20 protein-coding genes and 1 pseudogene are annotated in these 26,445 nt (G+C 62.4%); 3 read left to right on the top strand and 18 right to left on the bottom strand.

Going from position 1 to position 26,445, the window contains the following annotated elements; genetic code table 11:
* Positions 1–19 precede the first annotated feature (19 nt).
* Together mfd and BUB23_RS18645 are read left to right on the top strand one after the other, a co-directional pair.
* The gene (mfd, locus tag BUB23_RS18650; protein ID WP_143161040.1) at positions 20–3,478 is read left to right on the top strand and encodes a transcription-repair coupling factor; all 3,459 of its coding nucleotides are present in this window, start codon (positions 20–22) and stop codon (positions 3,476–3,478) included.
* 251 nt (positions 3,479–3,729) lie between these two features.
* Positions 3,730–5,976 carry a TonB-dependent receptor gene (locus tag BUB23_RS18645; protein WP_073106008.1) on the top strand — a complete coding sequence of 749 codons (2,247 nt, stop codon included), beginning with the start codon at positions 3,730–3,732 and terminating at the stop codon, positions 5,974–5,976.
* A gap of 72 nt (positions 5,977–6,048) precedes the next feature.
* Here the strand turns inward: BUB23_RS18645 and serB are convergent, their stop codons facing one another.
* Positions 6,049–6,900, bottom strand: coding sequence for a phosphoserine phosphatase SerB (serB, locus tag BUB23_RS18640; RefSeq protein ID WP_073106005.1), 852 nt, complete (start codon positions 6,898–6,900; stop codon positions 6,049–6,051).
* Positions 6,901–7,059: 159 nt separating this feature from the next.
* Between serB and BUB23_RS18635 the strand changes: the two genes are divergently transcribed.
* Positions 7,060–9,564 carry a DUF3772 domain-containing protein gene (locus BUB23_RS18635; protein ID WP_084136120.1) on the top strand — a complete coding sequence of 835 codons (2,505 nt, stop codon included), beginning with the start codon at positions 7,060–7,062 and terminating at the stop codon, positions 9,562–9,564.
* Here BUB23_RS18635 and BUB23_RS27695 read toward each other — a convergent pair.
* The 17 genes and pseudogenes from BUB23_RS27695 to BUB23_RS18555 form a co-directional block, all read right to left on the bottom strand.
* The gene (locus BUB23_RS27695) at positions 9,494–9,751 is read right to left on the bottom strand and encodes a DUF2818 family protein (RefSeq protein WP_425439560.1); all 258 of its coding nucleotides are present in this window, start codon (positions 9,749–9,751) and stop codon (positions 9,494–9,496) included. The genes BUB23_RS18635 and BUB23_RS27695 overlap by 71 nt on opposite strands.
* Positions 9,752–9,937: 186 nt before the next feature.
* A pseudogene (locus BUB23_RS27690) lies at positions 9,938–10,027 on the bottom strand (DUF2818 family protein); the annotation flags it as partial.
* 154 nt (positions 10,028–10,181) lie between these two features.
* Positions 10,182–11,669, bottom strand: coding sequence for an NADH-quinone oxidoreductase subunit NuoN (gene nuoN / locus BUB23_RS18625; RefSeq protein ID WP_073105994.1), 1,488 nt, complete (start codon positions 11,667–11,669; stop codon positions 10,182–10,184).
* A gap of 9 nt (positions 11,670–11,678) precedes the next feature.
* Positions 11,679–13,181, bottom strand: a complete 1,503-nt coding sequence (locus BUB23_RS18620) for an NADH-quinone oxidoreductase subunit M (protein ID WP_178372348.1) — start codon at positions 13,179–13,181, stop codon at positions 11,679–11,681.
* Positions 13,178–15,178 carry an NADH-quinone oxidoreductase subunit L gene (gene nuoL / locus BUB23_RS18615; protein ID WP_073105984.1) on the bottom strand — a complete coding sequence of 667 codons (2,001 nt, stop codon included), beginning with the start codon at positions 15,176–15,178 and terminating at the stop codon, positions 13,178–13,180. Before nuoL ends, BUB23_RS18620 begins: the two co-directional genes overlap by 4 nt.
* A gap of 16 nt (positions 15,179–15,194) precedes the next feature.
* Positions 15,195–15,503, bottom strand: coding sequence for an NADH-quinone oxidoreductase subunit NuoK (gene nuoK, locus BUB23_RS18610; RefSeq protein WP_073105980.1), 309 nt, complete (start codon positions 15,501–15,503; stop codon positions 15,195–15,197).
* Positions 15,500–16,129: an NADH-quinone oxidoreductase subunit J gene (locus tag BUB23_RS18605; protein WP_073105975.1), complete on the bottom strand. Its 630-nt coding sequence runs from the start codon at positions 16,127–16,129 to the stop codon at positions 15,500–15,502. The genes nuoK and BUB23_RS18605 overlap by 4 nt, the downstream gene beginning before the upstream one ends.
* A gap of 18 nt (positions 16,130–16,147) precedes the next feature.
* Entirely contained in the window at positions 16,148–16,636 is a 489-nt protein-coding gene (nuoI, locus tag BUB23_RS18600) for an NADH-quinone oxidoreductase subunit NuoI (protein ID WP_073105970.1), read from the bottom strand.
* Between the two features lie 17 nt (positions 16,637–16,653).
* Positions 16,654–17,727, bottom strand: a complete 1,074-nt coding sequence (nuoH, locus tag BUB23_RS18595) for an NADH-quinone oxidoreductase subunit NuoH (RefSeq protein ID WP_073105963.1) — start codon at positions 17,725–17,727, stop codon at positions 16,654–16,656.
* Complete coding sequence (gene nuoG, locus BUB23_RS18590) at positions 17,728–20,055, bottom strand: NADH-quinone oxidoreductase subunit NuoG (RefSeq protein ID WP_073105958.1); 2,328 nt, start codon at positions 20,053–20,055, stop codon at positions 17,728–17,730.
* A 15-nt stretch (positions 20,056–20,070) separates the two neighbouring features.
* Positions 20,071–21,438, bottom strand: coding sequence for an NADH-quinone oxidoreductase subunit NuoF (nuoF, locus tag BUB23_RS18585; RefSeq protein ID WP_073105953.1), 1,368 nt, complete (start codon positions 21,436–21,438; stop codon positions 20,071–20,073).
* Entirely contained in the window at positions 21,435–21,929 is a 495-nt protein-coding gene (nuoE, locus tag BUB23_RS18580) for an NADH-quinone oxidoreductase subunit NuoE (protein WP_073105949.1), read from the bottom strand. The genes nuoF and nuoE overlap by 4 nt, the downstream gene beginning before the upstream one ends.
* A 35-nt stretch (positions 21,930–21,964) precedes the next feature.
* Positions 21,965–23,221, bottom strand: coding sequence for an NADH-quinone oxidoreductase subunit D (locus BUB23_RS18575; RefSeq protein ID WP_073105945.1), 1,257 nt, complete (start codon positions 23,219–23,221; stop codon positions 21,965–21,967).
* 2 nt (positions 23,222–23,223) lie between these two features.
* Entirely contained in the window at positions 23,224–23,835 is a 612-nt protein-coding gene (locus tag BUB23_RS18570) for an NADH-quinone oxidoreductase subunit C (RefSeq protein WP_073105943.1), read from the bottom strand.
* Between the two features lie 41 nt (positions 23,836–23,876).
* Positions 23,877–24,353, bottom strand: a complete 477-nt coding sequence (locus BUB23_RS18565; protein ID WP_073105941.1) for a NuoB/complex I 20 kDa subunit family protein — start codon at positions 24,351–24,353, stop codon at positions 23,877–23,879.
* A gap of 67 nt (positions 24,354–24,420) precedes the next feature.
* The gene (locus BUB23_RS18560) at positions 24,421–24,780 is read right to left on the bottom strand and encodes an NADH-quinone oxidoreductase subunit A (RefSeq protein WP_073105939.1); all 360 of its coding nucleotides are present in this window, start codon (positions 24,778–24,780) and stop codon (positions 24,421–24,423) included.
* 453 nt (positions 24,781–25,233) lie between these two features.
* Positions 25,234–26,445: a porin gene (locus BUB23_RS18555; protein WP_073105937.1), complete on the bottom strand. Its 1,212-nt coding sequence runs from the start codon at positions 26,443–26,445 to the stop codon at positions 25,234–25,236.

Here is a 26,445-nt window from a genome sequence, read left to right as displayed (position 1 = left end):
TTTTATAATGACACTCTACATGAATATAGAAACAACCCCTCCCCCTTCCCTTCCCTCCACCAAATCTGTGCTGGCCGCCTTGAAGCCCGGGCGCCGGCACGCGCAGCCCGTTCCTCCGGGATCGGGCGACGCATGGATGCTCGCCGACCTGGCGCGCGCATCACGGCAGACCCTGGTCGTGCTGTGCGCGGAGCCCCTGGCGGCCCAGCGCCTGGCCGAGGAAATACTATTATTCGCGCCGGAATTGCGCGTGCGGCAGCTGCCCGACTGGGAAACGCTGCCCTACGACAGTTTTTCGCCGCACCAGGACCTGATCTCGGAGCGCCTGCGCACCTTGCACGCTCTGATGCAGGAAAGCGTGGATATCCTGACGGTCCCCGTCACGACGGCGCTGTACCGGCTTGCGCCGCCCGAGTTCATGGCCGCCTATACCTTTTCATTCCGGCAGGGGGATCCGCTAGACGAGGAAGGGCTGCGCCGCCAGCTGACGCTGGCCAATTACGCCCACGTCACCCAGGTGACCGCCCCCGGCGAGTTCTGCATACGCGGCGGCCTCATCGACCTGTTCCCCATGGGTTCGGTGCTGCCTTACCGGCTCGACCTGTTCGACAATGAAATCGAGTCGATACGAAGTTTCGATATCGACACGCAGCGCAGCCTGTATCCGGTCAAGGAAGTGCAGCTATTGCCGGGGCGCGAGTTTCCCATGGACGAAACGGCGCGCAACCAGTTCCGCGCCCGTTTTCGCGAGATCTTCGAAGGCGATCCCTCGCGCGCCCTGCCCTACAAAGATATCGGCAACGGCATCGCGTTCGCCGGCATCGAATATTACCTGCCGCTGTTCTTCACGCATACGGCGACCCTGTTCGACTACCTGCCCGAGCAATCGTTCACGGTAACGCTGGGCGACATCAACCAGGCCGTGCAGCGCTTCGCCCAGGACACGCACAGCCGCTACCAGTTCCTGAAAAGCGACCGCGAACGCCCCGTGCTGCCGCCCGAGCAGTTGTTCCTGGACGAAGAGGGCCTGTTCTCGCGGCTGAAGTCATTTGCCCGGCTCGCGCTGGTGGGCGACGGCGTCCATCCCGACTTCCAGGCGGCGCCCAACGTCGCCATCGCGCGGCGCGCCGAAGACCCGGCGGCGAATCTGCGCCTGCTGCTGGACCGGCACGAAGGGCGTATCGCGCTGTGCGCCGATTCCGCCGGACGGCGCGAAACGCTGCTGCAGATGCTGGCGGAACTCGGCATCAGGCCCGATTTCGCCAGCGAAACCCTGCAGGATTTCCTCGGTTCGGAAAGCCGTTTCGCGCTGGTCATCGCGCCGCTTTCCAATGGCTTCGGCCTGGTCGACCATGCCCTCACCCTGCTGACGGAGAACGACCTCTATCCCAGCCAGGCCCGCCCCACCCGGCGCGGCAAGCGCGCGCAGGAACACGCCAGCGACGTGGAAGCCATGGTGCGCGACCTGTCCGAACTGCGCGAGGGCGACCCCGTCGTGCATGCGCAGCACGGCATCGGGCGCTATCGCGGCCTGATCGAAATGGACCTGGGCGAAGGCCAGATGGAACTGCTGCACCTGGAATACGCCAACGGCAGCACCCTGTATGTGCCCGTGGCGCAATTGCACGTCATTGCCCGCTACAGCGGGTCCGACCCCGATCACGCCCCCTTGCATCAATTGGGATCGGGCCAATGGGACAAGGCGCGCCGCAAGGCCGCCAGGCAAGTGCGCGACGCGGCGGCCGAACTGCTGGCCCTGTACGCCCAGCGAGCGGCGCGCGAAGGCTACCGGTTCAAGCTTCCCGTCAGCGACTACCAGGCCTTTGCCGAAGGCTTCGGCTTCGAGGAAACCCCGGACCAGGCCGCCGCCATCGAAGCCGTCATCGGCGACATGACCTCGGGCCGGCCCATGGACCGCCTGGTGTGCGGCGATGTCGGCTTCGGCAAGACCGAGGTGGCGCTGCGCGCCGCCTTCCTGGCGGTGCTCAACGGCAAACAGGTGGCGCTGCTGTGCCCGACCACCTTGCTGGCCGAACAGCACGCCCAGACCTTCTCCGACCGCTTCGCCGACTGGCCCGTGAAAGTGGTGGAACTCTCGCGCTTCCGTTCAGGCAAAGAGGTCAGCGCCGCCATCCAGGGCCTCAACGACGGCCGGGTCGACATCGTCATCGGCACCCACAAGATATTGTCCAAGGATGTCATCTTCAAGCGGCTGGGGCTGGTCATCATCGACGAAGAGCACCGTTTTGGCGTGCGCCAGAAAGAAGCCTTGAAGACGCTGCGCGCCGAGGTCGATGTGCTGACCCTGACCGCCACGCCCATACCCCGCACGCTGGGCATGTCGCTGGAAGGCATACGGGATTTTTCCGTCATCGCCACCGCGCCGCAAAAGCGCCTGGCGATCAAGACCTTCGTGCGGCGCGAGGACAAAAGCACGGTGCGCGAGGCCTTGCTGCGCGAACTCAAGCGCGGCGGCCAGGTCTATTTCCTGCATAACGAAGTCGACACCATCCAGAACCGGCGCGCCAGCCTCGAAGAACTGGTGCCCGAAGCGCGCATCGCGGTCGCCCACGGCCAGATGCCCGAACGCGAGCTGGAAGAAGTCATGAAAGGCTTCTACCAGCAGCGCTACAACGTGCTGCTGTGCACCACCATCATCGAAACCGGCATCGACGTGCCGACGGCCAACACCATAGTCATCCATCGCGCCGACAGGCTGGGCCTGGCGCAGCTGCACCAATTGCGCGGGCGGGTGGGCCGTTCGCACCACCAGGCCTATGCCTACCTGATGACCCCCGGCGAGGACGCCATCACGCCCAACGCCAAAAAGCGCCTCGAGGCCATCCAGGCCATGGAAGAGCTGGGCGCGGGATTTTTCCTGGCCATGCACGACCTCGAAATACGCGGCACGGGCGAAGTGCTGGGCGAATCCCAGTCCGGCAATATCCAGGAAATCGGCTTCTCGATGTATTCCGACATGCTCAATGCCGCCGTGCGCGCCCTGAAATCGGGCGAAGAGCCCGACCTGGACTCGCCCTTTTCCGCGCTTTGCGAAGTCAATCTGCACGCCTCGGCCCTGCTGCCTTCGGACTACTGCCCCGACGTCCATGCGCGGCTGGGCCTGTACAAGAAGCTGTCCCATGCCAAGCATGAAGACGACCTCATCATGATCCAGGAAGAACTCATAGACCGCTACGGCAAGCTGCCCGAGGCGGCCCAGACTCTGCTCGCCACCCATCGCCTGCGCCTGAATGCCGAACCCCTGGGCATCATCAAGATCGACGCCAGCGAAACCCAGGCCATGATCCAGTTCTCGGCCAAGCCCAGCGTCGAGCCCATGCGCGTCATCGAACTGGTGCAGAAGCAGCGCGAAGTGAAGCTGGCCGGCCAGGACAAGCTCAGGATAGAAATCAGGCAGGGCCAGCTGCTCGGCGCCCGCATCGACGTCGTCCGCAAGGTATTGCGCGCGCTCAGCTGAAGCAGGCCCCTCCCAAAACAGCGCCGTCCGGTTGGCTAGCCAGCCGGGCGGCGCTGTTTTGCGTCCGCCGCCGGTTTCTCCCCGGTCCGGGGCTGCCGCCCCTCCCCGGGTGGCATTCGTGGACAGGCTGCAACGCCAGGCCGCCCTTTTGTTCAAGCCTCAAGCTATTTCAGCTTAAATTCAGCTTAAAAATTTTAGAATTCAAACTTCTAATAACAATCATTCGCATTTATATTCAATTGGAGAAGCCGTTGACTAGCAAGACCTCGTCGCCACACACCTTATTGGGTTCATCCCTGGCTTTGGCGCTGGTGAGCCCGGGTATGTTCCTGTCGCCTCATGCCCATGCGCAGACCGCCTCGGGGAGCGCGACCATGCTGGCTCCCGTGAAGGTGACGGGGACCGCCAGCGACAATTCCTATCAGATACCCGAGGCGGCGCAAACCAAATTCACCGCGCCGCTGCTGGATACGCCCAAGTCGGTCCAGGTCATCCCCAAAGCGGTCATCCAGGACAGCGCCGCGACTTCCCTGCAGGATGTGCTGCGCAATTCGCCCGGCATTACCTTCGGCGCCGGCGAAGGCGGCCAGCCACTGGCCGACCGCCCCGTCATCCGGGGCGCCGTATCGGGCAACAACGTGTATGTCGATGGCGTGCGCGATCCGGGCGGCCAGACGCGGGAAATCTTCAATCTGGAAAGCGTCGAGGTCATCAAGGGGGCGGATTCGGCCTATGGCGGACGCGGCTCGGGCGGCGGCAGCATCAATCTGGTCAGCAAGCGCGCGCGCCTGGGCAACTCCGCCGAAGGCAATTTCGGGTATGGCAACGACGGCTACCTGCGCGGCACGGCCGACGGCAATTGGCAGTTCGGCGAGCACTCCGCGTTCCGCTTGAATGTGCTGGAGGCAAAAGGCAATATACCCGGCCGCAATCAGGTCGATTACGAGAAGTTCGGCATCGCGCCGTCATTGTCGCTGGGCATAGGGACGCCCACCCGCGTGACACTCAGCTATTACCATTTGAAAACCGACGGCATGCCCGACTACGGCGTGCCCCTGGCCGCCAAGATTCCCGGGCTGCGTACCGGCACCGGCATTGTGGGCGTCGATCGCGATACCTTCTACGGCCTGTATGACCGCGATTACCAGAAGACCAAGGCCGATATCGGCACGGTGGAAGTCGAGCATGACCTCAACGACAGGCTCACGCTGCGCAATGCCACCCGCTATGGCGAGACGATCAACGACTATGTGGTGACCAACCCGGGCGATGGCAAGGTCCTGTTCGATCCCTTGACCAGCCAATATTGGATGCAGCGCGGAACCAAATCGCGCTGGCAGAAGAGCGCGATGCTGACGAACGTGACCGAGCTGTATGGGCAACTGGATACCGGCAGCCTCAAGCACCGCTTCAATCTGGGCGTGGAGTTCTCGCGCGAAACCAACAAAAACGCCAGCTATAACGTGGCGACCAGCAGCGGCACGGCGTGCCCCACGGTTTATGGCGCCCGCCAGTTCGATTGCACGCCGTTCTACAGCCCCAATCCCAGCGATCCCTGGACGGGCTCGGTCACGCGCGGCCCCCTGAGCGTGGATTCGACGTCGACCACCCGCGCCGCCTATCTCTTCGATACCATCGAGCTGTCCGAGCGCTTCCAGGTCAACGCCGGCGTGCGCTTCGACAACTACCGGATATCGGGCGGATTCCTGCCGCGCGGCGCCACGGTGATGGAGACCGACAGCGGCAGCTGGAACAATTTCAACTATCAGCTGGGCTTCGTCTACAAGCCGAGCAAGAACGGCAGCGTCTATGTTTCCTACTCGACCGCCTCGACGCCGCCCAGCGTCAGCGGCGGGGACCAGGAAAGCATAGCCGCCGGCATGGGCGACCTCAAGCCGGAAAAGAGCCGCACGATAGAGCTGGGCACGAAGTGGAATGTGCTCAACGAGCGCTTGAACCTGACCGCGGCCATCTTCCAGAACGACAGGCGCGATGCGCAGATCGAGGTCGACCCGGGCATCTTCGCGCAGGCGGGGAAAACCAGGGTGCGCGGCCTGGAACTGGGCGCATCGGGCGAATTGACGCCCAAATGGAATGTCTACGGCGGCTATACCTATATGGACAGCGAACTGGTCAAGGGCGCCTACAGCGGCGTCAACGAAGGCGACCCGCTGGCCAATACGCCGCGGCACAGCTTCAGCCTCTGGTCCACCTATAAACTGCTGAATCCGCTGACAGTGGGCGCGGGCGCCTATTATGTCGGCAAGACATTCGGCGGCAACCAGGGCGGCGCCGGCGGCGGCGCCAATGCGGTCCATATGCCCGCATACTGGCGCTTCGACGCGATGGCGGCGTACCAGGTCAACAAGACACTGGCCTTGCAGCTGAACGCGCTCAACCTGACGGACAAGGACTACTACACGCGCACCAACGGCGTGCACCATGCCGACTTCGGGGCCGGCCGGCAGGTCATCCTCAGCGCCAACCTCAAGTACTGACCGCCGGGCGCCGGTTTTTCTTGCGGCGTCCCCGGGCCATCGGCTCAAGGATGCCGCAAGATCGCGCCGGCCTCAGTGGCTCAGGCGGAACCAGTTCAGGATGCCATCGAGCGGGCTGACGTCGAGGGCGTAGTTGGCCTGGCGGCGCACCACCGGCTTGGCGCGATACGCCACCGAATAGCGGGCCAGCGCCATCATTTTCAGATCGTTGGCCCCATCGCCGACGGCGATGATCTGTTCGGCGCCGGCGCCCAGTTGCTCGGCCAGTTCCCGCAAGCGGTCGGCCTTGCCCTGCGCATCGACGATATCGCCCAGCACCTTCCCGGTCAGCTTGCCATTGTCCACGTCCAGCAAATTGGCGTGGCTGGCGTCCAGCCCCAGCCGCTCTTGCAGGCGCTGCGTAAAGAAAGTGAAGCCACCCGACACCAGCAGGGTTTTCAAGCCGGTTTTCCTGGCCACCGCGATCAAATGCTCGGCGCCGGGATTCAGCCGCAGGCGCTGCTCATATACCTGTTCCAGGGCGCTCACCGGCACGCCTTCCAGCAAGGCCACGCGCCGCGTCAGGCTTTCCGCGAAATCGGCGATTTCGCCGCGCATGGCCGCTTCGGTGATGGCCGCCACTTCGGCCTTGCGTCCGGCCATATCGGCGATCTCGTCTATGCATTCGATATTGACCAGGGTCGAGTCCATGTCCATCGCCAGTATCCTGCAATCGCGCAGGCGCGCGATCTGTTCGAAGAAGGCGTAGTCCATGCCGAATTCGGCGCAGCAATCCTCGACGGCGGCGCGTTCGGCGCCGTCCACGTCGAGCAGGCGCACGGCCGTGCCGCCAAGCTCCTGCACCCCTCCCGCGCTCGCGATGGCGGCCACCTTTTCAATATGGGCGGCGACAAGATTCGGGGCTTGCAGAATGAGGTGGGTCATGAAGGTATTCGATCAAAAGGTGAAGAGCCGTTACAGGCGCCGGCGGCATGCCGCGCGCCCTGGCGATATAAATGTTGCCGGCCATTTTAACTGCTTACGTATCGGCCGTGATTCCCCGCCGATTCGGCGTTATGATGGGTCCTTTCGCCACGCCCCCTCATGCTACCGCCCCGCCGTCCGACCCGCCCCGCGCCAGTCAAAACCATCCTCCATCGATTGCATAAAGCGCTGGCCCTCGCCGCGCTTCTGCTCCTCGCCGGGTTTACGCTGGCCTGCGCCCACGCGGCGGATGCGGACACGAAGATCGAGCCCGACAAGGTGCTGGACGCCGCGCGCGCGCAGATCAATGCGGTGCAAAAGAAGCTGGACGCCTTGCCCGACAAAGCGCTGGACGATACCCAGCTGGCCGAACTGCGCACCACGGCCCTGGACGCGCAAGCCCAGGCCGAGACCGTCGCGGCGGCCATCGGGCCCCAGCTGACCAGCGTCAATGCCCGTCTGGCCGAACTCGGCGTCCCGGCCGAGGGCGCGCCCGAAGCCCCCGACGTGGCGGTGCAGCGCAAGCAGCTGACCAAGAACAGCAGCACACTGGACGCCCAGGTAAAACTGGCCAGGCTGATCGCCGTCGAGGCAGGACAGACGGCCGAGCAGCTTCTGAAGCTGCGGCGCACCCAATTCCAGGCGCAACTGGGAGAACGCACCTCATCGATCCTGGCCGCCACGTTCTGGGAGGACTTGCTGGACGAATCGCCCCGGGACTTGCGGCGCCTGGCGCCGCTGCGCGAGGAACTGGAAGCGGCGCTGGGCGCCGCCGGCCTCGTCGCCTATATCGGCGCGCTGCTGGGCGTGGCCCTGATCTTCACCCTGCGCGCCCTGGCCGGCCGGGCTCTGATGCGGATGAGCACCACGCGCATCGCCCCGGGGCGATTGCGCCGGTCCTTGCACGCGCTGGTGCTCGTGCTGCTGGGCACCGCCACGCCCGGCCTGGTCGCCGGGGTCCTGTGCCTGGGCATCGGTCTGAGCGCCTCCTTGTCGGGCTCCCTCGCGTCCCTGCTGAACCAGTGGGTCGGCATCGCCTGCTTCGGCGGCTTCGTGGCGGGCCTGGGCAAAGCCTTGCTGGCGCCGGACCGGCCTTCGTGGCGGCTGCCGCGCATCGACGACCAACTGGCATTGCGGCTGCGCTGGTTTCCCCTGGCGCTGGCCATCGTGATTTCGCTGGGCTGGGCAGCCCAGCGCCTCTCCATTCTGGTCAACGCCAGCCTGGTCGCCACCGTGGCGCAGGACTGCATCATGGCCCTGGCCCTGGGCATCATCATCGTCCTGGCCATGCTGCGCGTGCGCCGCGCCAGCCGCCCCGCAGCAGACGATGCGCAGAAGGCGCCGGCGCCGTCCACGCCTATCTGGCTGGCCATCGTGCTGGGCGCGCTGTGGCTGGCGGTGATCTTCAGCATCGCCAGCCTGCTGGTGGGCTACGTCGCGCTGGGCAGCTTCATCGCCAAGCAGCTGGTATGGTTCGCGCTGGTGGCGGGTTCCACCTATCTGATCACCGGCCTGATCGATGATGCTTGCGCCAGCCTGCTGGCCTCGGCCAAGCGCCATGGCGGGGACGAAAGCAATGCTCGCCCGATGTCGCGCGCCCGCAGCCAGGCCATCGTCCTGCTGTCGGGGGTCGCGCGCCTGCTGGTGGTGCTGTTCGCCCTGACCCTGCTGCTGTCCCCGTTCGGCGGGGGCGCCGCGGAATGGCTGCGCCAGCTCGACCACCTGCATACCGGCATCGCCATAGGCGAAGTACAGATCCGCCCCACCGCGGTCCTGACGGCGATACTGGTACTGCTGCTGGGCTTCGGGGTCGTCAGGCAGCTGCAGCACTGGCTGGCCGACCAGTACCTGCCCACCACCGGGCTGGACCCCGGCATGCGCCTGTCGGCCGCCACCCTGTTCGGCTACGCAGGCTATGTCGTGGCCATATCGCTGGCGCTGTCGGCCGTCGGCATCAGCCTGGAACGCGTCGCGTGGATCGCCAGCGCCTTATCTGTCGGCATAGGCTTTGGCTTGCAGGCCGTGGTGCAGAACTTCGTCTCGGGCCTGATTCTGCTGGCTGAACGGCCGGTAAAAGTCGGCGATTGGGTGGCCCTGGGCGGCGTCGAAGGCGACATCCGCCGCATCAATGTGCGCGCCACCGAAATCCAGATGGGCGACCGCTCTACCGTGATCGTTCCCAATTCCGAATTCATCACCAAGGTCGTGCGCAATGTGACCCATGCCAATCCCCTGGGCAGAGTGCAGATAAAGCTGGCCTTGCCGGTGAACACCCACGCCGAAAAAGTGCACGGCCTGATGCTGGCGGCGCTTCAGGAGAATGGCGAAGTCCTGGACGAGCCCGCGCCCGATGTCATGCTGGACGGCATAGACGCCACCGGCCTGGTATTCAACGCCACGGGCTATGTGGGTTCGCCGCGCGCCGCCTACCGGGTGCGCAGCGCCTTGCTGTTCGAGATACTGAAGCAATTGCGCGAAGCCGGGCTGCCGCTGGTCAATCCGCCCACCATGGTGCTCAAGGAGCAGGACCGCGCCGACACCGCGGCGCCCGACATCAGCGCTTTCGGCGGCGCAGCAGATAGCGGTACACAAAGCCCGGATAAGCCAGCACCAGAAAAAGACTGAAGGTGACGGCGTAGAACTCCCAGGTCTGCGCAAAGCTGTTGCCCATATTGGTTTCGAAGGCGAAGCCGGCAATCCCGACCAGTCCGTAAAAAGCCAGGAGCTCCAGCAGCCGCGCGAAAAATGACTTCTCCACGGCGCGGGCGCGATTGCGCCAGCCCGGATAGGCCAGCAGCAAGGCCGCCACCAGGGCGGCGCCGGCGATCTTGGCAAGGAACAGGGCCACCGAGCCAGGGTCGGACGCCACCACGAATGCGCCGCCTATCAGTGTGTAGGCCCCATAGGCCCAGCCCGCCAGCAGGCAGAAGAACAGCAGGGAAAAGAGCCACTGCATCCATGCCGGCGCGGCGGCCTCGCCTTTTTGCGTCCACGGCAAGACCAGGAAAGGCCGTTCGGCGATAAAGGGAAGATTGGCCGTTACCAGGGAAAGCCCGATAAGAAGCCAGACGGCAAATGACTGATTCATGTACATCCTAAGGCATGGACTGAGCCAAGAAACAATGGGTACAGGGCTTCCTGCATTGGCCCATCGGCAGGCCGGATCAGCGCAGCTCTCCTGCGCCGCCCTCCTGCGCGGCCCGCCGGCGGCGCAGGAGGGCGGCGCAGGAGCAAAGGCCAGGCTAGAACTTCAGCGAGTCCTGGATGACGCTGACGCACAGCGCCATCAGGCCGCCGGGCAGAATACCGAGAGCGATGATGAGCAGGCCGTTTATGGACATCAGCCCGCTGGTGACGATGCCGTTGGCCAGCGGCATGGACTCGCCCTCGGGCTCGTCGAAATAAGCCATCTTGACCACGCGCAGATAATAGAAAGCGCCGATCAGCGAGAACATCACGGCGACCACGGCGATGGCGACATGGCCGGAACCCACGAGAGCCTGCAATACGGCCAGCTTGGCATAGAAACCGGCCATGGGCGGAATGCCGGTGAGCGAGAACATGGCCAGCAGCAGAAGACCCGCCAGGATGGGGTTGCGGCGATTCAGGCCTTTGAGGTCGGAAATTTCCTCGCACTCGAAACCCTTGCGGCTGAGCAGGAGGATAAGCCCGAAGGTGACCAGCGTCGTCAGCACATAGATGACCATGTAGAACAAGGCGGCGCCGTAGGCCGAGCCGGCGGCGCCGGGCTGGCCCTGCACCACGCCCGAGAGCAGGCCCAGGAACACGAAGCCCATGTGCGAGATGGTCGAGTAGGCCAGCATGCGCTTGAAATTGGTTTGCGCTATGGCGGCGATATTGCCTATCGCCAGCGACAGCACCGCCAGCACCAGCAGCATGGGCTGCCAGTCGACGGCTATGCCGTGCAGGCCTTCGATGAGCAGGCGCAGGGTGATGGCGAACGCCGCCAGCTTGGGCGCGGCGCCCAGGATCAGCGTGACCGCCGTAGGCGCGCCCTGGTAGACATCGGGCGTCCACATATGGAAAGGAGCCGCCGCCAGCTTGAATGCCAGGCCGGCCACGATGAACACCACGCCGAACACCAGCGGCAGGCGCTCGGCCTTGCCGCTGCCTATGACCTGCGCGATCTGGCTCAGGTCGAGCTGGCCGGTCGCGCCGTATATCATCGACATGCCGTACAGCAGCACCCCGGAAGCCAGGGCGCCCAGCACGAAATACTTCATGGCCGCTTCGGTCGCCTTGACGTCGTCGCGGCGCAGCGCGACCAGGGCGTAGAGCGCGAAGGACATCAGCTCGACGCCCAGGTAGACCGTCAGCATGCTGCCGGCGGAAATCATCACCATCTGGCCCAGCAAGGCGAACAGCGTCAGCGAATACATCTCGCCGCCGGTCTTCATCATGTCGCGCTCTTCGGCGTAGCCCCGCCCGTAGATCAGGGTGGCGCCGACCGCCAGATAGGAAAGCACCTTCAGGAAGTGGGACAGCGTATCGACCACATACAGGCCGCCGAAGGAGCTGCCCTCCACGCCTTCCTTCCATTGCCACAGGGACACCGCCGTCAGGATCAGCAGCGTGATGATGCTGACCGTAAAAGTCGCGTGGCGCGATTCCGCTTTGTTGAAGGCATCGATCAGCAGCGTCGCCGCAGCCAGAATCAAAAGCAGAATCTCGGGCGTGGCCAAGGCGAAGTCAAAAGGATTTTGCATAATATTTCTGGTCTACAGTTTCGAGATAGAGACGTGCTGCAACAAGGCTTCCACCGACACGTGCATGACATCTGTAAACGGCTTGGGATAAATGCCCATGTACAGCACCGCTATCGCCATGAGCCCCATGATGAGGAATTCGCGCCCGCTGAGATCGGTCATGGCGCGCACATTGTCGTTGGCGACCGGGCCGAACGCCACGCGCTTGAGCATCCACAAGGAATACGAGGCGCCCAGGATCAATGCCAGCGCGGCCAGCAGGCCTATCCAGAAGTTGTATTGGACGGCGCCCATGATCACCGTGAACTCGCCCACGAAACCGCTGGTGGCGGGCAAGCCGCTGTTGGCCATGGAGAACAGCACGAAAAAGGTGACGAAGCGCGGCATCACGTTGACCACGCCGCCGTAGTCGTCGATGCGCCGGGTATGCATGCGGTCATAGAGGACGCCTATGCACAGGAACATCGCGCCCGAAACGAAACCGTGGGAAATCATCTGCACGATGGCGCCTTCCAGGCCGGCCGTGTTGAAGATGAAAAAGCCCAGCGTCACGAAGCCCATGTGGGCGACCGACGAATACGCCACCAGCTTTTTCATGTCGTCCTGGACAATGGCGACCAGGCCGATGTAGATCACGGCGATCAGCGACAAGGCTATCATCATGGCGGCCAGGCTGTGCGAGGCATCGGGCGCGATAGGCAGCGAAAACCGAAGAAAACCGTAGGCGCCGAGCTTGAGCATGATGGCGGCCAGCACCACGGAACCGCCGGTGGGCGCTTCCACGTGGGCGTCCGGCAGCCAGGTATGCACCGGCCACATCGGCACCTTGACGGCGAAGGCGGCCAGCAAGGCGATGAAGATGAAGATCTGCGGCGTATAGTCCAGCTTGAGCTGGTGCCAGGCGAGGATGTCGAATGAGCCGCCCGATGCGTGCCACAGGTAGATGAAGGCGACCAGGGTCAGCAGGGAGCCCATCAGCGTGTACAGGAAGAACTTGAACGCGGCGTAGACGCGATTCGGGCCGCCCCATACGCCTATGATCAAATACATCGGTATCAGCGTGGCTTCGAAGAACACATAGAACAGCATGCCGTCCAGCGCCACGAACACCCCGACCATCAGGCCCGACAGGATCAGGAAAGCCGCCATGTACTGCGCCACGCGGCTGGTGATGACGCGCCAGCCGGCAAGCACCACGATCACCGTGATGAAGGCTGTCAGCAGCACGAACCAGATCGAAATACCGTCGATGCCGAGATGGTAGTTGACCGCGAAGGTCTTGATCCAGGGCGTCTTTTCGACGAACTGCATGTCGGCCGTGGCGGAGTTGAAGCCACTGTACAGCGGCAAGGTGACAAGAAAGCCCGCCACCGAGCCCGCCAGGGCAAGCACGCGCGTGAGGCCCGGCCGGTCGTCGCGGCCCAGCAGCAGCACGATCAGGCCGGCAACGATCGGGACGAAAATCGCCAGCGTTAACCAGGGAAGAGTAGAAGACGCCATATCGCTAGCCATCAGTGAACCGTCACCACAAAAAAGGTTAATAGAGCCATGATTCCGATGATCATCGCAAAGGCGTAGTGATAGATGTAGCCGGATTGCAGATGCCGGCTGACAGCCGCCACCCAGCCCACCACGCGGGCGCTGCCGTTGACCATGATGCCATCGATCAGGCCGCGGTCACCCGCCTGCCAGAAGCCGCGGCCCAGGCCGCGCACGCAACGCGCGATGACCTGTTCGTTGAACCAGTCGGCATAGTACTTGTTGTCGAGTATGCGATTGATGACCGAGAGCTTGCCGTGTATGGCGGCGGGCACTTTGGGATTGATCAGATAGCAGTACCAGGCCACGACCAGGCCGGCGATCATCAGCCAGAAAGGCAGCGTCATGAAGCCGTGCAAGGCGAAGGCGAGCCAGTCGTGCCAATGATGGGCGAGCTCGGCCATGGCGGGGTGGGCCGGCGCAACGGCAATCACGCCATCGAAGAAGCCGCCAAACAGCAAGGGGTCGATGAACCAGGCCCCGGCGATCACCGACGGGATGGCCAGCAGCACCAGCGGCAGCGTCACCACCCAGGGCGATTCATGCGGGGCGCCGCCGTGATGGCCGTGGTCGTCGTGGGCGTGGCCCGCATGCGCATCGGCGTGGAAGCGCTCTTTGCCGTGGAAGACCAGGAAGTACACCCGGAAGGAATACAGGGACGTGACGAAGACGCCGATCAGGGTCGCGTAGTGGGCAAAGCCCGCGCCCCAGACATTGGCCGCGCCCGCCGCCTCGATGATGTGTTCCTTGGAATAAAAGCCCGAGAAGAACGGCGTGCCCACCAGGGCCAGCGTGCCCACCAGGAAGGTGATCCACGTAATGGGCATGTACTTGCGCAGGCCGCCCATATTGCGGATGTCCTGGTCGTGGTGCATGCCGATGATCACCGAGCCCGCGCCCAGGAACAGCAAAGCCTTGAAGAAGGCGTGCGTCATCAGGTGGAAGATGGCGGCCGAATAGGCCGAGGCGCCCAGGGCGACCGTCATATAGCCCAGCTGCGACAGCGTCGAGTAGGCGATCACGCGTTTGATATCGGTCTGGACTATGCCCAGGATGCCCAGGAACAGCGCGCCGATGGCGCCTATGACTATCATTACCGAGAGCGCCGTCGTGGACTGTTCGAACACGGGCGAAAAGCGCGCCACCATGAAGATGCCGGCGGTCACCATGGTCGCGGCATGGATGAGGGCGGAAATCGGCGTGGGGCCTTCCATCGAGTCGGGCAGCCAGGTATGCAGAGGCACTTGCGCCGATTTACCCATGGCGCCAATGAACAGGCATATGCAGGCCACCGTCAGCAACTGCCAGTCGGTGCCGGGGAAAGCCATGCCGGCCAGCTTGCCGGTCTGGGCGAACACGTCGCCATAATGCATGCTGCCGGTATAGGCGAACAGCAGGCCTATGCCCAGGATGAAGCCAAAGTCGCCCACGCGGTTGACCAGGAAGGCCTTCATATTGGCGAAAATCGCCGTGGGGCGCGTATACCAGAAGCCGATCAGCAGGTAGGACACCAGCCCCACCGCCTCCCAGCCGAAAAACAGCTGAACCATGTTGTTGGACATGACCAGCATCAGCATGGAAAAGGTGAACAGCGAGATATACGAAAAGAAGCGCTCATAGCCGGGATCGTCGGCCATGTAGCCTATGGTGTAGATATGCACCATCAGCGACACGGAAGTGACCACCACCATCATCAGGGCCGACAGCGAGTCGATCAGGAAACCCAGTTCCAGCTTGGTCGTGCCGATGACGCTCCAGGTATAAAGCGCCCCGTCGTAGGTATGCCCGTCGAGCACCTGGAAAAGCACGATGACCGAGCCGATGAAGGAGATCAGCACGCCCAGGATGGTGATCAGGTGGGACCCGCGGCGGCTGACGAAATTGCCCAGGAAGCCCGTGCCGAAAAGGCCGGCCAGTATGGCGCCGGCTAGCGGGGCCAATGCGATCAGTAGGTAAAGACTTGGTGAATTCATAGTATGTGCAATCCCATCAACCCTTGAGCTGGTCAAGTTCTTCAACGTTGATCGTATTCAGGTTGCGGAACAGCAACACCAAAATCGCCAGGCCGATGGCGGCTTCAGCGGCGGCCACCGTAAGAATGAAAAAGACGAAGACCTGGCCGGCGGTATCCCCGAACCAGGTTGAAAACGCCACGAAATTCATGTTGACCGCCAGCAGCATGAGCTCGATGGACATCAACAGGATGATCAGGTTGCGGCGATTCAGAAAAAACCCGAAGATCCCGATGGCGAAGAGGATCGCGCCAAGTATCAGGTAATGGGCAAGAGTCAATGTCATTTTTTATCCCCTGGAGCTTGATGGGCATCGGGCGCCTCGGTTTGCGAGGGAATGCTTACCATGCGCACGCGGTCCCGGGCGCGCACCTTGATCTGGTCGGACGGACGGTTGCGCTTGACGTCCGTGCGGCGGCGCAAAGTCAGCGCGATGGCGGAAATCATGCCGACCAGCAGGATCACGCCGCCCACCTGCACAGCGAACACATAGTCCGTGTACATGGCCACGCCCAGGGCTCGCGTATTGTCGTAGTTGTCGGCCACCGGCGCCTGCGGCCCGGCGGCGAACCAGGTCCTGGCCAGCACGAAGGCCATTTCCAGCACCATGACCAGGCCGATGACGATGCCCAGGGGCAGATAGGTCTTGAGGCCGGAGCGCAGCGTTTCCATCCGCACGTCCAGCATCATGACCACGAACAGGAACAGCACCATGACCGCGCCGACATAGACCACCACCAGCAGCAGCGCGAGGAATTCGGCGCCCAACAGCATCCAGATCATGGACGCGGTAAAGAAGGTCAGGATGAGGTGCAGGACACCGGTAACGGGACTGGTCGCGGTGATGACGCGAAACGCGGCCACCACCAGCACCAGCGCCAGCAAATAAAACAGGACAGTAGAAAAAATCATAAGAGTCGGGTCCGGGCATCAACGATAAGGGGCGTCTTCGGAACGACGTCGTGCGATTTCAGGCTCGTAGCGATCGCCGATCGCCAGCAGCATGTCTTTGGTGTAGTACAGATCGCCGCGCTTCTCGCCATGGTATTCGGAGAGATGCGTTTCCACGATGGAGTCCACCGGACAGCTTTCCTCACAGAAGCCGCAGAATATGCATTTGGCCAGGTCGATGTCATAGCGCGTGGTGCGGCGCGTGCCGTCGTCGCGCTCTTCCGATTCTATGGTGATGGCCAGCGCCGGGCACACCGCTTCGCACAGCTTGCAAGCGATGCAGCGCTCTTCCCCATTGGGATAGCGGCGCAGGGCGTGCAGGCCGCGGAAACGCGGCGACGCCGGCGTCTTTTCCTGGGGATAGCGCAAAGTGACCTTGCGCTTGAAGAAGTACTTGCCCGTCAGGCGCATGCCCTTCAACATCTCGGACAGCATCAAACTGCCGAAGAAATCTTTAATAGCTTCCATAATCTAGCCCCTGTGTCCTATTGCCATATATTCCAGGGCGTTTGCATCCAGATCGCCACCACCAGCAACCATATGCCGGTGAACGGAATGAATACTTTCCAGCCCAGACGCATAATTTGGTCGTAGCGATAGCGCGGGAACGTCGCACGGAACCACACAAACATTGAAACCACAACAAACGTTTTAAGCCCCAGCCACAGCCAGCCTGGTATCCAGGTAAGCGGCGCGATTTCGAGGGGGGGCATCCAGCCGCCCAGGAACATGATGGAGGCCAGCGCCGACAGCAGAATCATGTTGGCGTATTCGCCGAGGAAAAACAGCGCGAACCCCATGCCCGAGTATTCGACCATGTGGCCCGCCACGATCTCGGATTCGCCTTCGACCACATCGAAGGGGTGGCGGTTGGTTTCCGCGACCGCCGACACGACGTAGATGACGAACAAAGGCAATAGCGGCAGCCAGTTCCAGGACATGAAATTGATGCCCTTGTCGGCGAACCAGCCGGCGCCCTGCCCGTTGACGATGCCGCTCAGGTTGAGCGTGCCCGACACCAGCAGCACGGTAATGAACACGAAGCCGATGGCCAGTTCATATGACACCATTTGCGCCGCGGCGCGCAGCGCGCCCAGGAAGGCATACTTGGAGTTGGACGCCCAGCCGGCGACGATCACGCCGTACACGCCGATCGAGGTGATCGCCATGACGTACAGCAGGCCGGCGTTGACATTGGCCAGCACGATTTCCGGGCCGAAAGGTATCACGGCCCAGGCGGCCAGCGCCGGCATCAGCGTAACGACCGGCGCCAGCACGTACAGCACCTTGTTGGCCTTGGCCGGCATGATGACTTCTTTGGTGAGAAGCTTGAACACGTCGGCGAAAGGCTGCAGCAGGCCGCGGTAGCCCACGCGGTTCGGACCCTTGCGGGCATGCATGGCGCCTATCATCTTGCGTTCCCAGTAAGTGAGGTAGGCAACGCACAGAATGATGGGCACGGCGATCACCACGATCTTGACCAGCGACCACACCACCAGCCAGGCGGTCGGGCCGATAAGGTCGGTGCCGTAGTTTTTTATGAGATTCAGCCACTCCATTTAGGCACGCTCCACCGTAAGTTGGCCAAAGCCGCTACCCAGCGCCAGCGTTTCATTGAACGCAGTGGCTATCCGTACACATCCAGGCGCCACGGTATCGTCCAGCAGCGCCGCCAGGGTTGCCTGGCCTTGCGCGGAGCCGATACGCAGGGCGTCGCCCGATTCCACGCCCAGCCCGGCGAGCGTGCTTGCCGCCATGCGCGCGCGCGGCGCCTGCGACGCGGCCGTTTCCTGCAAAGGCTGCGAACGCCGCACCAGGGCGTCGCTGCGGTAAATGGGCACATCGGCGACCCGTTCCAGCCCCTCCCGCTTGCCGGCCAGGCCTATGGCGGCGGTGATGTCGTTGGACAGCCGCCCGTCGGTGCCGCCCACCATCACGGTCTCGCGCACCGATTCCGAGGTTTCGTCATCGAAGCCCTGCAGCTGGAACAAATTGCCCAGCACGCGCAAGACCTTCCAGGCCGGGCGCGTATCGGCAAACGGCGCGGCCACGCCCTTGAAGCTTTGCGCGCGCCCTTCGGCATTGATGAAAGTGCCGGAGGTTTCGGTAAAGGGCGCAATCGGCAGCATGACATCGGCCCAGTCCTGGGCGGCGGACTTGAAGGAAGTGAGCGCGACCGCGAAGCCGGCGGCCTTGAGCACTTCAATGGCGCGAGCGCCGTTGTCGCTGTCCAGGGCGGGTTCGGCATGCAGTACCAGGTAGGCCTTGAGCGGCTGGGCAAGCATTTGCTCGGCGCTGAGGCCGCCCTCGCCAGGCGTGGCGCCGGCCAGGTAACCGCCCACCGTATTGGCGCCGGGCGTCAGGAAGCCGAACTTCGCGCCGGCGGCTTGGGCCAGCGCCGAAGCATTGGCCGCGATCAGGCTGGCCTGATCCGAGGCCACCGCCATATTGCCCAGCAGCACCGCCACGCGCTCGCCGGACGACAGGCTGGCGGCTATCTGCTGGGCCGCCAGGGAAGGCTCCACGCCGGCGTAAGCCTGCGGGATGGCCAGGCCCTTGGCCTTGGCCAGAGCGGCCTGCACCTCGGCCAGGGCATTGGGCAGCACGCTGGGCGCAACCGTCATGCGGGCCGTGACCGGGAATAGCGGGTCCTCGGCGGCAGAATCGATGAATGAGATTTGCGTGCCGTGCTTGGCGGCCTGGCGCAGGCGTTGCGCCATCAGGGGATGATCCTTGCGCATGAAGGAACCCACGACCAGCACGCGATCCAGCGTGCCGAGATCGGCGATGGGCATGCCCAGCCATGGCACGCCGGCCACGGCCTTGCCGAAAGCCGGGTCTATGGTGCGCAAGCGGAAATCCACGTTTTCCGAACCGAGGGCGCGCACCAGGCGCGCCAGCAAGGCCAGTTCCTCGACCGTTGCGTTGTGGCTGCCGATGCCGCCGATCTGCTCGGCGCCGAACTGGTCGCGGACCGTGTTCAAGCCATGCACCACGACCTGCAGCGCGTCGCTCCAGGAGGCTTCGCGCCACTGGCCGTCTTCGCCCCGGATCATGGGATGAGCCAAGCGGTCTTCGGTGTACAGGCCCTCGTAGGAAAAACGGTCGCGGTCACTGATCCAGCATTCGTTCACGTCTTCGTTCTCGAAGGGCACCACGCGCATGACGCGGTCCATCTTGGCCTGCACCACCAGGTTGGCGCCCAGGCTGTCGTGCGGACTCACGCTGCGGCGGCGCGCCAGCTCCCAGCTGCGGGCCGTGAACTTGAAGGGCTTGGACAACAAGGCGCCCACCGGGCAGATGTCTATCATGTTGCCCGACAATTCGGACTCGACCGCCTGGCCCACGAAGGTGGTGATCTCGGCGAACTCGCCGCGGTTGAGCATGCCGATTTCCATGATGCCGCCGATTTCCTCGCCGAAGCGCACGCAGCGGGTGCAATGTATGCAGCGCTGCATGGCGTCGGTGGAGATCAGCGGCCCCATGGACTTGCCGACCACCACCCGCTTGGGTTCTTGGTAGCGCGACGCCGAAGCGCCATAGCCCACGGCCAGGTCCTGCAGCTGGCATTCGCCGCCCTGGTCGCACACCGGGCAATCCAGGGGGTGATTGATCAGCAGGAATTCCATGACGCTCTTCTGGGCGGCGATGGCCTTGTCAGAACGCGTGTGCACCACCATGCCGTTGGTCACGGGAGTGGCACAGGCAGGCAGCGCCTTGGGCGCTTTTTCCACGTCGACCAGGCACATGCGGCAGTTGGCCGCGATGGACAGTTTCTTGTGGTAGCAGAAATGCGGCACGTACACCCCGAGCTTGTGCGCGGCCTGTATGACCATGCTGCCCTCGGGGGCTTCTACTTTAATGCCGTCGATGGTGAGTTCAACCATTAGCGTATCCTGACCCTACAAATATTTGGGCACCACACAGCTTTTATGCTCGATGTGGTGTGCGAACTCGTCGCGGAAATGCTTGATAAAGCTGCGCACCGGCATAGCCGCAGCATCGCCCAGCGCGCAAATCGTGCGGCCCATGATGTTATGGGCAACCGAATCAAGGACGTCCAGGTCCTCCGGACGGCCCTGGCCGTTTTCTATCCGTTCGACCATGCGATACAGCCAGCCCGTGCCTTCGCGGCAGGGCGTGCACTGGCCGCAGCTTTCTTCGAAATAGAAATAGGACAGGCGCAGCAGCGACTTGACCATGCAGCGGGTTTCGTCCATGACGATCACCGCGCCGGAACCCAGCATGGAGCCCGCCTTGGCGATGGAATCGTAGTCCATCGTGGTCTGCATCATGATGTCGGCGGGCAATACCGGCGCGCTGGAGCCGCCGGGAATGACCGCCTTGAGCTTGCGCCCGCCGCGCATGCCGCCCGCGAGCTCCAGCAATTTGCTGAAAGGCGTGCCCAGGGGAATTTCGTAATTGCCCGGCAATTCAACGTCGCCTGAAATCGAAAACAGCTTGGTGCCGCCATTGTTGGGCAGGCCGATCTCCAGGTATTCCTGGGCGCTGTTGCGGAAGATCCAGGGCACCGCGGCGAAGGTCTCGGTGTTGTTGATGGTGGTGGGCTTGCCATACAGGCCGAAGCTGGCGGGAAAAGGCGGCTTGAAGCGCGGCTGCCCTTTCTTGCCTTCCAGCGATTCCAGCAAGGCGGTTTCTTCGCCGCAGATATAGGCGCCGTAGCCGTGGAAAGCGTGCAGCTGGAAATTGAATTCCGAGCCCAGGATTTTCTCGCCCAGGAAACCGGCGGCGCGCGCCTCTTCGAGCGCCTGTTCGAAGCGCTCGTAGATTTCGAAGATCTCGCCGTGGATATAGTTGTAACCCACGGTGATGCCCATCGCATAGGCGGCGATGGCCATGCCTTCGATCACGATGTGCGGATTGAAGCGCAGGATATCGCGGTCTTTGAATGTGCCCGGCTCGCCTTCGTCGGAATTGCACACCAGGTATTTCTGGCCCGGCAGCGTGCGCGGCATGAAGCTCCACTTGAGGCCCGTCGGAAAGCCCGCGCCGCCGCGGCCGCGCAAGCCCGAGGCCTTGACCGTGGCGATCACGTCCTCGGGCGTCATGCCCGTGGCGATGATCTTGCGCAAGGCCTCGTAGCCGCCGCGCTTGACGTAATCCGCGAGGCCCCAGTTCGTGCCGTCCAGGCCCGCGACGATTTGCGGACTGAGGTGGCGGTCGTGGAAAATCATGCTTCTGGCCAGGTCATTGGCCGGATCCGGCGCCAAGCCCTGGGAAAACTGCTGCAATAGGCCCGGCGCGTTCATGCCGACTCCCCGTGCTGTTTGAGTTCTTGGATCATCGCGTCGATCTTTTCGGACGACATGCGTACACACATGTGTTTGTTGTTCATGAGCATGACGGGCGAATCGCCGCAAGCGCCCATGCATTCGCCTTCCATCAGCGTGAACAGGCCGTCGGGCGTGGTTTCATGGAAGTCGATGCCCAGTTTTTCCTTGAGGTAATCGGCCGCCTTGACGCCATCGCGCAGCGCACAGGGAAGGTTGGTGCATACCGTGATCTTGTAGCGGCCGGTCGGATGCGTATTGAACATATTGTAGAAAGTGGCGACTTCCTGCACGGCGATGGGCGGCACGTGCAGGTAGGCGGCGATGTCGGTGATGACTTCGGCCGATACCCACCCTTTTTCGTCTTGGGCGATGGTCAGCGCCGCCATGATGGCGGACTGTTGCTGGTCGCCAGGGAACTTGGTGAGCTCCCGGTCGATTTTCTGATAGGCTTGTTCGGAAAGCAGCATAGTTTGAATCCGGTTTTTACCTTGGCTAGCGCCGGTTAACGGTCGATTTCGCCAAACACAATGTCTTGAGTGCCGATAATGGTAACGGCGTCGGCAATCATGTGGCCGCGCGACATTTCATCCAGAGACTGCAAGTGCGGGAACCCCGGCGCGCGTATCTTCATGCGATAGGGCTTGTTGGCGCCATCGGACACCATATAGATGCCGAACTCGCCCTTGGGATGTTCGACGGCGGCGTAGGTTTCGCCGGCGGGCACGTGCATGCCTTCGGTAAAGAGCTTGAAATGGTGGATCAGGTCTTCCATGCCGGTTTTCATGTGTTCGCGCGGAGGCGGGGCCACTTTGTGGTTGTCGACAATGACCGGGCCGGGATTGTTGCGCAGCCATTCCACGCACTGGCGGATGATGCGGTTGCTCTCGCGCATTTCGCCGATGCGCACCAGGTAGCGGTCATAGCAGTCGCCGTTGACGCCCACGGGGATATCGAAATCGAGGCGGTCGTAGACTTCGTAGGGCTGCATCTTGCGCAAGTCCCATTCGATGCCGGAACCGCGCAACATGGGGCCGGTAAAGCCCAGCGCCTTGGCCCGGTCGGGATCGACCACGCCTATGCCCACCAGCCGCTGCTTCCAGATGCGGTTATCGGTCAGCAGGTCTTCGTACTCGTCCACGCAGGTCGGAAAGCGGTTGGTGAAGTCCTCGATGAAGTCCAGCAGCGAACCGGAACGGGCGTCGTTCATGGCGCGCATTTCCTTTTCGCCGCGATACTTGCTGGATTCGCCGTACCGCGGCATGGCATCCGGCAAGTCGCGGTACACGCCGCCCGGGCGGTAGTAGGCCGCATGCATGCGCGCGCCCGACACCGCCTCGTAGCAATCCATCAGGTCCTCGCGTTCGCGGAACGCGTACAGGAATACCGCCATGGCGCCGACATCCAGGGCGTGCGAGCCCAGCGACATCAGGTGATTGAGCAGGCGCGTGATCTCGTCGAACATGACGCGGATGTACTGCGCGCGCAAGGGCACCTGGATGCCCAGCAGGTTTTCGACCGCCATGACATACGCGTGCTCGTTGCACATCATGGACACGTAGTCCAGGCGATCCATGTACGGCAGCGCCTGCAGATAGGTTTTATGCTCGGCCAGCTTTTCGGTGGCCCGGTGCAGCAAGCCGATATGCGGGTCGGCCCGCTGGATGACTTCGCCGTCGAGTTCCAGCACCAGGCGCAGCACGCCGTGCGCGGCCGGATGCTGGGGACCAAAGTTCAGTGTGTAGTTTTTGATTTCAGCCATGTTTAGCGCCCTGCTCCGTAGCCTTCTTCACGCACGACACGCGGGGTGATTTCACGCGGCTCGATCGTGACCGGCTGGTAAATGACCCGCTGCTGTTCCGTGTCGTAGCGCATTTCAACGTTGCCGGACAGGGGAAAGTCTTTGCGGAACGGATGCCCGATGAAGCCGTAATCGGTGAGGATGCGGCGCAAGTCCGGGTGGCCTTCGAACACGATGCCATACAGATCGAAGGCTTCGCGCTCGTACCAGTTGGCCGTGGGCCAGACGTCGACCAGCGTGGGCAACACCGGGAATTCATCGTTGGGCACGTAGGCGCGGACCCGCAGCCGCCAGTTGTGCTTGACCGACAGCAGGTGCAGCACCACCGCGAAGCGCTGAGGATGCAGGCCGGGCTCGACCGCAAAGGTGGGAGCCCCCCATCCGGAGTAATCGATGCCGCACAAGTCTATGCAGGTATCGAAGCCCAGCGACGCGTTGTCGCGCAGGGCGGTACAGGCATCGATCCAGCCTTTGGCCGGGACCTCGAGCGTAAGCTCGTTCAGGGCCAGTTTCAGCGGCATGGATTCGCCGAAGGCGGCCAGCAAATTAGTTTGTAGCGTTTCGAGCCGAGTCATATTTCAAGCAGTTCAACGTTAAGGGTGACGGCCAAGCCGGCTTAGCGCGCAATAGTGTTCGTCAAACGAATCTTGTTCTGCAATTGCAGCAGGCCGTACACCAGCGCTTCGGCCGTGGGCGGGCACCCGGGCACATAGACATCGACAGGCACAATGCGATCGCAGCCGCGCACCACCGAATACGAATAATGATAGTAGCCGCCCCCGTTGGCACAGGAACCCATGGAAACCACCCAGCGAGGCTCGGCCATCTGGTCATACACCTTGCGCAGGGCCGGCGCCATCTTGTTGCACAAGGTGCCGGCCACGATCATCAGATCGGACTGGCGCGGGCTGGGGCGAAAAATGATGCCGAACTGATCAAGGTCGTAACGAGCCGCGCCCGCGTGCATCATTTCGACCGCGCAACAGGCCAGGCCAAAGGTCATGGGCCACAAAGAACCCGTCTTGGCCCAGTTCAGGAACTTGTCTGCGCTGGTGGTTATAAAACCTTCTTTCATAATGCCGTCGATAGCCATAATCTTGCCTATTTAATACCGAGCTGTCTTAATACCGGCTGACTTAACACCCAATCACCGATCCGCGCTACTCCCAATCGAGCGCGCCTTTCTTCCATTCGTAGATGAAACCCACGGTAAGAATCGCCAGGAACACGAGAACCGTCCAGAAGCCGACCATGCCGATAGCGCCGTTGGCGATCGCCCACGGAAACAGGAAGGCGATTTCCAGATCGAACATAATGAACAGGATCGCCACGAGGTAATAGCGCACATCGAATTTCATGCGCGAGTCGCTGAAGGCGTCGAAGCCGCACTCGTAGGGCGAGAGCTTTTCAGCATAGGGGCGGTGCGGCCCCAGCAGACGTCCCGCGCCCAGCAGGGCGAAACCTATGACGGTCGCGACGATAATAAACAGCAGAACGGGAAAGTACTCTTGCAGATTCATGCCAAGCAACCAATCACGATAAGTAAACCCTCGGATTGTAGCATTTTGAGAAACCCCATCGGACCAATACCCCTACCCTGAAACATGTTGGTGATCTAGATCAAAACCGCGGACGCAAGCGCCTGCGCCATGGCTTGGCAACTTGCCGCCAGGCGCCGCCCGGCGCCATAAACAAAGCGATTTGATCGGCGCTTATTGTGCCTGCGACGCCCCCGGCGCGCTTTGCGTATCCGCAAGTGTGCGGGCCTGATCCGCCGCCTCGCCGCGTTGAGCGCGAGCTTCTTGCAGGACCAGCCGACTGTTATAAAGCAGCGCGCTGAATCCAGCCTGAACGCACCATGGAAAAGGCCACCCCGAGGGGTGGCCTTTTTTGCAAACTTGCGTCTGCTTCACTTCATTCAGCGGCCCGGCAAGCCGGGCCGCCTCGGCGCATAGGCTAGCTATGCAGTCCGATTAGAACTGGTGACGGACACCAACACCGACCAAAGTCGATTTTGCGTCAGGCAGGAAGTGAATGTGCTTGGCATAGGAGCCGATTGCGTACAGGTTGGTGCGCTTGGACAAGCCGTAGGTGTAGCCAACGCTGTATGTTTGCTGTTTGTCCCACTCGTCGTTCACACCGGCGCTGTCAGGCTTGTCGGTAGGATCGGCCATGGTCCACGAAGCCAACAGGCTGCCGTTGCCCAGGGGCACGGTTGCGCCAACCAGGTAGGAATTGACTTTCAAGCCGTCAAGACCAGTGAAGGGCCTGATGGTTGCGTTGTCGCCAAACGTTTGAGACTGGAACAAACCGTCGCGGGTTTGGCCGATGGCCAAGTGCAGCTTGGCGACTTCGAAGTCGAAGCTGCCGCCCAAGTTGAGCGATTTGATGGTGACGTTATCGCTAACCGCAGCAGGCGACAGGGTGATGGCACCGGTTGTCGGGTTGAGCGTGTATGTACCGCCAGTAACAGAACTGCCCGATTTGACTTGGTCATAGGTCAAAGCGACGGCCAGGGGACCGTTGGCATAACGCAAGCCGGTGGTGAGGGCTTTCTTGTTGCTGTCCTTGGTGTTTAGGTCAATGCCACCGACGGTGGTATCACGATCCCACGACTGGCTGCCGTCAACGTTGAACGAGTAGCCGACGCCGAGTTGGAAGCCCGAGAAATTCGGGGTTTGATACATGACCATGTTGTCGTAGCGGGTCGTGTTCGAGGTGGTGAACGCAACGCCGATATTCGCTTGGTCGAAGCCTTCACCGAACGGATCGGCTGCGGCCAGGTACTTGGAAGAGATGTTGGTTTGACGACCGAAGTCCAATTGACCCCAGGAATCGCCAGCCAGGCCCAAAGTAGCTTGACGACCGAACAGGCGGTCGTTTTGAGCGTGCCGGCCATCAGCCAAGGTGAAGCCGCTTTCCAACACGAACACAGCGCGCAAGCCGCTGCCCAGATCTTCCGAACCCTTCAGGCCCCAGCGGTTGCCGGACTGAATGCCGTTGATGAGGCCAACGCGTTTGCCATCGATACTTGTATTAGCCGCACCGGAACGGCTGGAGCTGCCGCTAACTTTTTGGTAACCGATACCACCATCCAGGATACCGTACAGGGTAACCGATGTTTCTGCCTGAGCAACGCCAGCGAAGCCAGCAATTAGAGCAGCAGCGAGCAGAGTCTTTTTCAT

Source organism: Pollutimonas bauzanensis (assembly GCF_900129885.1).
Taxonomy (GTDB): Bacteria; Pseudomonadota; Gammaproteobacteria; order Burkholderiales; family Burkholderiaceae_B; genus Pollutimonas; species Pollutimonas bauzanensis.
The sequence above is the reverse complement of the archived record's forward strand: the minus strand, read 5'-3'. Positions and strand labels throughout refer to the sequence as shown.